The following is a 6,504-nucleotide window of genomic DNA, read 5'->3' as shown; positions in this document are numbered from 1 at the left end:
TTTTAGTTTCTTCCGGTTTATTTGCCAAAAAAATCATCCTTTCACGTCTGTTTTGGCGTTCAGATCAGCCATCGGTTCACCGGGATCATCTTCCAGCAGAACGATCATGTCAAAGCTTACAAAAAAATGAAGCACTCCGTCGACGATCTCATATTTCATGGCGGTTCCGCGGACAGCGGAGCCGTCGAGCAGCGTGATATACTCAAGTGCTGCATACATATCCCCGCCTTTTTCATTCATATCCCCATAGTCGTTCTTATCGGCGGGAAAGTAATGGATGTCAAAGGGGTGCTGCCTTAAGAAGCGGTTGCCGATAAGCGGGGATTGTGACGGGGTAAGCGGCATAATAAAAAAACAGGGCTCGTTAAAGCCCTGTTCGACCGGACTGCTGTATATCCGAAAGCCGTCCCCGAACGTACGGTTTAGTTTTACGGAAATTCCGTCAATGATTTTATTTACCATTAAAACATCCCTCCATCAAGGCGGCAAGCTTGTTTTGAAGTAATTTTGATGCAGCGGAGGCAGTCTGCTGTTCGGCAGTTTTCAGATTGAACTTTCCTTGAATCCATTTGCCGTCCGACTTGTGGCCATACTCCTCGTCGGTCAAAACAGAAGCTGCCACCTCCGCCGTGTAGACATTGCCTTTTTTGATTACAGCGACTGGTTTTGCCGCTGCCGGCATGTTTTTTTCTGCAAGTTCGTGAGCAATGTCCCCGGCGGCGCTCTCAAAAAACTTTTGTGCCTCTTTGTCCTGCATCTTTAAAATCTTTTTTTCAAGCTTTTTAAGCTCAGAGAAATCACATGCCATCACGCCCACCCCTCAAACAGCTCGAGTGTGATTTCCTGATGTGTGCTAAAAACGGCGGGAACGCCGCTGTTTTTATAGATATTGGTTCTGCCGTTCTGGGTGACGGTGATCTTAGAGCCTGCCGGAACGCTTATATCGGAGGCAAGGAATAAACTCACGATCTGGACGATCTTGTTTCCCGTGCCGGATTCGGAAGCTTGCGCAAAGGTTTTAAAAGAGATCCTGCACGGCTCGTCCCGAACAATATCTTCAGGGAGGAAGACGGTCCTTTTTGTCACGGGGTCAACGGTTTCATTTCTGACCGTAATGGTGCAGACGCCTTTCCATAACGCTTCAAGATGATTCACCATTTGATGCACCTGTAGGCAGTAAGCCTCTTTTCTGCGTTTTCGCGCATGGACTCGATAAGGTCGTCCATTCGGGTTTCGGGCGTAATGTCGGCGTATTCGACAGTGGTATCCCCCTCCTCGATCTGTTTGACAGCGGTGTCAAAATCAAAGCCTTCAAGCTGCCCCGTTGATTTTTTGCTAAACAGGAATTCAGCGGCGGCAAGATCCTCGGCAATACACTGAAGTTCAGGCTTAAAAGAGTCTGCATCAAGGATGCCACATTCATCCATGACATGATTTTCAGCCTTTTTGATGACATAGCCTAGTAGCCATTCGTCGGCAGGGGCGAAGGTATAGCCAAAAGCGGCAAGCAATTCCTTCACATCTTCCAGCATTTGAATCACATCCTTTACTCAGCATCCTTTATTTTTTTCTTAGACTTTTCTTCCACGCGATAGCCGCGCGCCCTAAACCAGTCGGCAATATAGGGGTCAGAGGTCTCGCCGGCGCCGTTTATAAAGGCGACGCCGGCAGAAATACCCGAAAAATCCTTGTTGGGCGCGAAAATTTTAGCCATTCGACCACGTCCTTACTGAACTTTGATCTTGCGGAGGATGCCTGCCGCTTTAGTGGCTTTAAGTATAACAGCTGCGACCATTTCGACCTCACCCGTTTTAACGGCGCCGGAGGTTTTGAAATCTGGAAGCCATGAACGGATCGGTGAAACGCCTGCAATTGAGGCGGCATGGAAACCGTCAAGCCCCAGTCTTGCGGCAAAGAGTGAAGTTTCGCCGGAAGCGTTTGTTGCAACGACAGGATTGTTAGTGCCGGGCTTAGCGCCGAAATCGACAAGCGGAACAGCGCCGTAAGTCTCGATCTGTTTGCCGAAATTGTCTTTTGTGACCTGATACATTCCGGCGCGTCTGGCGCAGGCACGAATCTTTGCGATAAGCTTCGTATTACCGCCGATGAATGAGGGTGTGCCGTCCAGTCCCATCAGAAATTCATCGAGTATATCGAGGAACTCTTTGTAATTGGTGTCAACAAGCGCAGAAGTAGAAAGATCTATTGCGGCGTCTGGAATAAGCTCCGTAGATGAGCCGGTAACCGCCTTTTCAAGGCCGTCAAAAGCATTGTCGTCGACAGCGGAGTCGCCGTTGATAACGGTATCGTTGAATAGAGCGGAAGCTGCTTTGATCTTCTGCTGCATCTGGAGTGTGGTTTCAGAAACGATGCCGCCCATATTGCTGAGCACGCGGTCGATCTGGAAAGAACCTCCGAAAATTTTAAGGTCGGCGGTATAACGCTGTTTCGTGACCTCCTGTGGGGCATATTCGCTGTTGACGGCACGGAAAGCCGCGGTGGGCTGGGTGATCAGCCTTGTATAGCCGTAAGTAAGAGTCGCGCCTCCTGTTGGGGAAACACAGTCGTCGAATGTTAAGTTGTTGAAAAGGAAATTGCTTTTTGCGAATTCATCGATGACCCCGACTTCAAGGTCATCCTGAACATCAAGCTTCGCTTGAGCTAATGTAACTGCCATTTAAAAATCCACCTTTCATTTATTCATTTGATTGAAAATGCAATTTGACCGCGTCGGTAAGTGACGCAGGTTTAGCGGTACCGGGCTGGCCGTCCTTTTTTTCGCCGGGAACTACGCCTCTTAATCCGTGTGTGGTCCTCTCGGTGCCAAACAAAAACCGTGTATCTTCCGAGTCAGCCAGTTTTTTTACTTCCTCATCCAGTCCTTTGATATTGTCGCCCTCGAGCTCGGCATTTTCTAGGAAATCAGTAAGAAGCGCTTTAGCTGCAACAGTGCTCTTAGCCTTAGCCGCCGTCAAAGATCTTTCAACTATACTGTCGATCTTCATCTGTTTTACCTTCGCTTCAAAGGATGCTTTCTCCGCCTCGATGCGGGTTTCAAGTTCTGTTATCTGCTTTTTAAGGGGCTCTGTGTCTACAGCGGAATTTTTCAAGGTTTCAAGCTGTTTTTTTGATTCGTTTACTTCATCGAATCTAATTTTCGGAATAAAACCTTTAAGTTCTTCCGCAGATGCATCAGCGCATTTCTGAGCGGTTTTCTCATCTAGCCCTAGTGTTAAAAAATCCTCTTTTTTCATAAATGAGTTCCTTTCAAATTCATTTTTTCACCTGGTTCAGTCCAGTATCATTCGTCTTGTTCTTTTACGCCTTCAGTACCAAAAAGGCGGTAATCAGCCCTTCAGTTTCTCGCTTTCAAGCTGACCGTAAGTGTAAGGTTCAAGCTGCGCATGGGTATAAGTTTCAAGCCTGCCGTAAGTACATTCCTCAATGGATATTTTAATAATAAAAGGCGCACCGGCACTGACCGGATTCGGCGTAAGTTCCGCGAACGTAATGATGGGAGCAGTGCTATATGACATTTACAAACACCCGCGCTTTCCGTTCTTCAGGCGGTATAGTGTAACTTAATTCGAGTATGAACCTTCCTCTTGAGGATGGCGAAATAAAAGCAGAAACGGTATGCTGGTCTATGAGGCAGTTCCCGCTGGCAACAACTGTTCCGCAGTCATCAATAAGTTCAAATTCGGCGGAAGAGATGGAAAACTCGCTAATGGTTCTGCAACTTATAACAAAGTCGATGTATTTGCTCTCGCCGAAAATAAATTCAGCATTCACTTTCTTTCACCACTCTTTCAGAAAAGCGCACAGAAAATCTACTGTCCTGCATCAAAGCCTCGAAAGCATCAGCTTCGAGTTTAGCGGAAAACGCGTCATAGATAAGCGCCTCGAATTCATCGAATATTTCCAATTTAAAAACACAGCCCTCGTACATATAGAGCAGGGCTGTATAATAGGCAATGTTTCCGCATTCGTCCCGCGCCCAGATTTCCACGACATAAGTGCCGTCGGAGAGGTCAGCCGGGACAGTGGCATCCCACTGTCCCAGCTGATTCTTCTTAAAAACCAGGTCAAAGCTGTCCGCTCTGCCTGTGATCGACGTCACCATCAGCCTGCCGCCGTGACCTTAATGATATAGGTCGCTCCAGCGTCAACAGGGTTAGGCACAAGTTCGATAGCGGAAATCGTCGGTGGAACCGTATCAAGGGTAACGGTGCGAGTGATAGTGGTTGCCTGACCGAGTGAATCGGTCGCAGTGACAATGATGGTGTTGGTGCCCTCGGCATAGGTGACCGCTTTGCTGAAGGAACCGCTCGAAACCGTAACAGTGCCCTGGTCGACATTGTTGAGCTTGATTGTGACCGTAACGGGGCTGGACAGTTCATCATTGGTGGTGCCTGCGATAGTTCCGGCAGAAACGTTGGTAATAAGTCCGTCAGCCGGTGTGCTAACATTCAGCGAAGGTGGCAGGGTGTCGACAGTAAAGGATCTTGTCGCAGCATCCGCGGCGTTGCCGTCATTATCGCTGATATTGACAGTAATGGTATGTGCGCCGTCGCCAAGCGCCGTCTGCGGGACATAAGTAACATCATATCCACCGCTTACGGACGTGCAGGTAACTCCAGTCGAAGTATTGGTGACTGCTGACCCGCTGTCAACCTTGACAGACAGTGTAGAAATATTGATACCGCTGTCATTGTCCCTTAGCTGGATCGTGATGCTCGGCTTGTTGTTGGTAATATAGGAACCTGCACCGGGATTCACGATGGTGATCGTCGGTTTGACCTTTTCTTTTACAACGAGCCGCAAGCTGGTGCCGAGAGTGCCATTTGTCTGATCGACGGTCGTGGCATTTCCGGCAGTGTCGGTGGCGACTACCTTAACGCCGTAATATCCGCCGCTTTTTGTATAAGAGGATGTGCTCGGCGCGGTCAAAGAAGCTTCCCACTTGCCCGAAGTCGAGTTATACGTAAGGCTGTATTCAGCTCCGTTGACCGTTGCTTTAACTGTTTGGATCGCCATGGTTTTACACTCCTTTCCTGAGAAAATAAAAAAACACCTGCTTTCACAAGTGTTTTTATCAAAATTAAAAGGGGCTGATTTAAAACGCCCCTTTTGACCGAGATTACATTATTCTTATTTGCAGTATATTGTATGTTATATTTGCCGCGTCTCCCCTTGACAACTCGGGAAACGCTGCTCTTTCCAAACTTAAATATCCTAACTCTACAGCCTTTACGTCGGATGTGTTGTAGTCATATCCATCTGTTACTCCATTTGCCCTTAGTATAACGGTAAGAAAGTCAAGCTTATTCGCTTTATTGTCAGAGCCGTATAGATTATCCCCTATGCCGTTTATAAGTCCCTTGTCCGCGCAATACCCCACATAAGGTTTAGCCCAGTCAGGCACATCAGTGAATACACACTTGCAAGCGTAGTATTCGCTGTTTTTTTCTATTTCCTGTGTCCCGCCATTGACTCTTGCAAGCATAACTGCCATTTCAGCGCGTGTAAGTCCGTCATCCAGTCTGAACCCCGTGCTGTCGCCGCTAAACAATCCTTTGCTTTTCAGTTCATTCGCTTCATCGTCAACACAGTTTTTGTAGAATATATCCTTTGCTTTCTCCACAACATTATCAGTTTCTGATACTACTTTAGATGAATTGTAAAACTGATCTTTTGTCAGCATCAGACAATCCTGCTGGTGTGCTTTTTTGTCCTCGTCAGAATATCCGTCTGCCTTCAAATCATCAAATGCCACATCAACAAATAACCATTGCTCGTCTACATAAACCTCATTCCACGAATGGTCTGCATCAGTATCCGCAGTGTGCCCTGTCACATTCACCACTGGTATTCCGAGTTTCTTTAAAATCATGTTAAATGCTAAAGTATATCCTATAGAAACTGCCTTATGCTCACATAATGCCCCATATGCTTCCTTGCAATCATACGGTGCAATAAAATCATTATAATCAGTCGCATATGATACATTATCAACAAGCCACTGATTAACTAACGTAACCATTTCTCTCTGCGACTTTGCTTTTGCTTTTACGTCATCTGCCACTTCTTTTGCTTTGCTGTCTGCATCCTTTAAGTGCAATCCATCAGAAATATCGATACGGTAAAATGCACTACTTATTTTTCCTTTCCTTAAGAAATTTGTACTAAAATTGCATAAAATTCCTGATAATTCAAATGGACAGTATGCTTTTATGATACCCGAAATTTTATCGATACTCTTAAAGCTGTCTAAGACACCATCTTTATCCGTATCTTCTAATTTATATCCATTATATTCGTCTGTATCCACTTTGAAAGAAGCGTCGTCACTTATCTTGCTAACGTCCACGCTCTCAACTAACTGCTTTGCGATCCTGATATATGCGACATTAACATCTTTTTCATAAGCTGCCCCGGCGCATGTTGCCAGTGATGCTATCAAAACCGATATCGTCAGAATAAATGCTGTAAACTTCTTCATAC

12 protein-coding genes are annotated in these 6,504 nt (G+C 46.3%); all 12 read right to left on the bottom strand.

All coding sequences use genetic code 11. The features are described 5' to 3' along the window. Positions 1–33 precede the first annotated feature (33 nt). The 12 genes from Q8865_05510 to Q8865_05455 all read right to left on the bottom strand — a co-directional run bounded on the left by Q8865_05510 (position 34) and on the right by Q8865_05455 (position 6,502). Positions 34–462, bottom strand: coding sequence for a hypothetical protein (locus Q8865_05510; GenBank protein MDP4152886.1), 429 nt, complete (start codon positions 460–462; stop codon positions 34–36). Further along, positions 452–808 carry a hypothetical protein gene (locus Q8865_05505; protein ID MDP4152885.1) on the bottom strand — a complete coding sequence of 119 codons (357 nt, stop codon included), beginning with the start codon at positions 806–808 and terminating at the stop codon, positions 452–454. The genes Q8865_05510 and Q8865_05505 overlap by 11 nt, the downstream gene beginning before the upstream one ends. Further along, positions 808–1,158, bottom strand: a complete 351-nt coding sequence (locus Q8865_05500; protein MDP4152884.1) for a hypothetical protein — start codon at positions 1,156–1,158, stop codon at positions 808–810. The genes Q8865_05505 and Q8865_05500 overlap by 1 nt, the downstream gene beginning before the upstream one ends. After that, on the bottom strand, positions 1,152–1,532 hold the full coding sequence (locus tag Q8865_05495; GenBank protein MDP4152883.1) for a hypothetical protein: 381 nt from the start codon (positions 1,530–1,532) through the stop codon (positions 1,152–1,154). Before Q8865_05495 ends, Q8865_05500 begins: the two co-directional genes overlap by 7 nt. Positions 1,533–1,546: 14 nt before the next feature. Further along, on the bottom strand, positions 1,547–1,714 hold the full coding sequence (locus Q8865_05490) for a hypothetical protein (GenBank protein ID MDP4152882.1): 168 nt from the start codon (positions 1,712–1,714) through the stop codon (positions 1,547–1,549). Positions 1,715–1,726: 12 nt separating this feature from the next. Continuing rightward, positions 1,727–2,677: a phage capsid protein gene (locus tag Q8865_05485; GenBank protein MDP4152881.1), complete on the bottom strand. Its 951-nt coding sequence runs from the start codon at positions 2,675–2,677 to the stop codon at positions 1,727–1,729. A gap of 19 nt (positions 2,678–2,696) precedes the next feature. Next, positions 2,697–3,254 (bottom strand): phage scaffolding protein, encoded by a 558-nt coding sequence (locus Q8865_05480; protein ID MDP4152880.1) that lies wholly within the window; start codon positions 3,252–3,254, stop codon positions 2,697–2,699. Positions 3,255–3,347: 93 nt separating this feature from the next. Next, positions 3,348–3,536 carry a hypothetical protein gene (locus Q8865_05475; GenBank protein ID MDP4152879.1) on the bottom strand — a complete coding sequence of 63 codons (189 nt, stop codon included), beginning with the start codon at positions 3,534–3,536 and terminating at the stop codon, positions 3,348–3,350. Further along, a complete protein-coding gene (locus tag Q8865_05470; GenBank protein ID MDP4152878.1) occupies positions 3,526–3,792 on the bottom strand; it encodes a hypothetical protein in 267 nt (88 codons plus the stop codon). The genes Q8865_05475 and Q8865_05470 overlap by 11 nt, the downstream gene beginning before the upstream one ends. Continuing rightward, complete coding sequence (locus tag Q8865_05465) at positions 3,782–4,123, bottom strand: PF13754 domain-containing protein (protein MDP4152877.1); 342 nt, start codon at positions 4,121–4,123, stop codon at positions 3,782–3,784. The genes Q8865_05470 and Q8865_05465 overlap by 11 nt, the downstream gene beginning before the upstream one ends. Further along, positions 4,123–5,037 carry an Ig-like domain-containing protein gene (locus Q8865_05460; protein MDP4152876.1) on the bottom strand — a complete coding sequence of 305 codons (915 nt, stop codon included), beginning with the start codon at positions 5,035–5,037 and terminating at the stop codon, positions 4,123–4,125. The genes Q8865_05465 and Q8865_05460 overlap by 1 nt, the downstream gene beginning before the upstream one ends. Before the next feature lie 103 nt (positions 5,038–5,140). After that, the gene (locus tag Q8865_05455; protein MDP4152875.1) at positions 5,141–6,502 is read right to left on the bottom strand and encodes an S-layer homology domain-containing protein; all 1,362 of its coding nucleotides are present in this window, start codon (positions 6,500–6,502) and stop codon (positions 5,141–5,143) included. Between the last annotated feature and the right edge of the window lie 2 nt (positions 6,503–6,504).

The organism is Bacillota bacterium (assembly GCA_030705925.1).
In the GTDB taxonomy this organism is placed as follows: domain Bacteria; phylum Bacillota; class Clostridia; order Oscillospirales; family Feifaniaceae; genus JAUZPM01.
This window is presented reverse-complemented; position numbering and strand designations above follow the sequence as displayed.

Bases quoted from the DNA above. Each gene is read 5' to 3' on its own strand.
- Q8865_05480 (MDP4152880.1), bottom strand. From the start codon at position 3,254: ATGAAAAAAGAGGATTTTTTAACACTAGGGCTAGATGAGAAAACCGCT.
- Q8865_05465 (MDP4152877.1), bottom strand. From the start codon at position 4,123: ATGGTGACGTCGATCACAGGCAGAGCGGACAGCTTTGACCTGGTTTTT.
- Q8865_05490 (MDP4152882.1), bottom strand. From the start codon at position 1,714: ATGGCTAAAATTTTCGCGCCCAACAAGGATTTTTCGGGTATTTCTGCC.
- Q8865_05460 (MDP4152876.1), bottom strand. From the start codon at position 5,037: ATGGCGATCCAAACAGTTAAAGCAACGGTCAACGGAGCTGAATACAGC.
- Q8865_05505 (MDP4152885.1), bottom strand. From the start codon at position 808: ATGGCATGTGATTTCTCTGAGCTTAAAAAGCTTGAAAAAAAGATTTTA.
- Q8865_05475 (MDP4152879.1), bottom strand. From the start codon at position 3,536: ATGTCATATAGCACTGCTCCCATCATTACGTTCGCGGAACTTACGCCG.
- Q8865_05495 (MDP4152883.1), bottom strand. From the start codon at position 1,532: ATGCTGGAAGATGTGAAGGAATTGCTTGCCGCTTTTGGCTATACCTTC.
- Q8865_05510 (MDP4152886.1), bottom strand. From the start codon at position 462: ATGGTAAATAAAATCATTGACGGAATTTCCGTAAAACTAAACCGTACG.
- Q8865_05500 (MDP4152884.1), bottom strand. From the start codon at position 1,158: ATGGTGAATCATCTTGAAGCGTTATGGAAAGGCGTCTGCACCATTACG.
- Q8865_05485 (MDP4152881.1), bottom strand. From the start codon at position 2,677: ATGGCAGTTACATTAGCTCAAGCGAAGCTTGATGTTCAGGATGACCTT.
- Q8865_05455 (MDP4152875.1), bottom strand. From the start codon at position 6,502: ATGAAGAAGTTTACAGCATTTATTCTGACGATATCGGTTTTGATAGCA.